1 protein-coding gene and 1 pseudogene are annotated in these 659 nt (G+C 78.3%); both read left to right on the top strand.

Going from position 1 to position 659, the window contains the following annotated elements:
• On the top strand, positions 1-404 hold a 404-nt coding region (locus SACPADRAFT_RS24860; protein ID WP_007027894.1), incomplete at its 5' end, for a 5-oxoprolinase subunit B family protein.
• A gap of 71 nt (positions 405-475) precedes the next feature.
• Positions 476-659, top strand: a pseudogene (locus SACPADRAFT_RS24855) (hypothetical protein); the annotation flags it as partial.

Raw genomic sequence — 659 nt, 5'->3', positions numbered from 1 at the left:
CGGGCGCGGCGGACGACGCCGGGGCCGAACCGCTCGAACTGCCGGTGGTCTACGACGGCCCCGACCTGGCCGAGGCGGCCCGGCTCGCCGGGGTGGGTGAGCGGGAGCTCGTCGCCGCGCACACCCGCGAGGTGTGGACCGTGGCCTTCGGGGGATTCGCGCCCGGCTTCGGCTACCTCGCCGGTGCGGCCTGGCCGTTCGACCTGCCCCGCCGGGATGAGCCACGCCCGGAGGTGCCGGAAGGGGCGGTCGGGCTGGCGGGTCCGTTCAGTGGGGTCTACCCGCGCTCGTCGCCCGGCGGCTGGCAGCTCGTCGGCCGCACGGACGTGCGGCTGTTCTCCCTCGACCGTGACCCGCCCGCGCTGCTGCGCCCGGGCGTCCGCGTCCGCTTCGTCAGCACGTGAGCGTGGGGGCCAGGGACGTGGACAGCGTGGACGCGGACAGCGTGGACGCGGGCGGCGTGGACCCGGACGGGGTGGACGCGGGACGGGCGGGCCCCGGCGTGGGGTTGGAGGTCGTGTCGCCCGGGCCCTCGGCGACGGTGCAGGATCTCGGCCGTCCGGGACACGCCGGGATCGGCGTGGGCGCCTCCGGCGCGGCCGACCGGGGCGCGCTGCGGTTGGCGAACCGGCTGCTCGGCAACGACGAGGGCGCCCCGG

This window comes from Saccharomonospora iraqiensis subsp. paurometabolica YIM 90007, from assembly GCF_000231035.2.
Classification (GTDB): domain Bacteria; phylum Actinomycetota; class Actinomycetes; order Mycobacteriales; family Pseudonocardiaceae; genus Saccharomonospora; species Saccharomonospora paurometabolica.
This window is presented reverse-complemented; position numbering and strand designations above follow the sequence as displayed.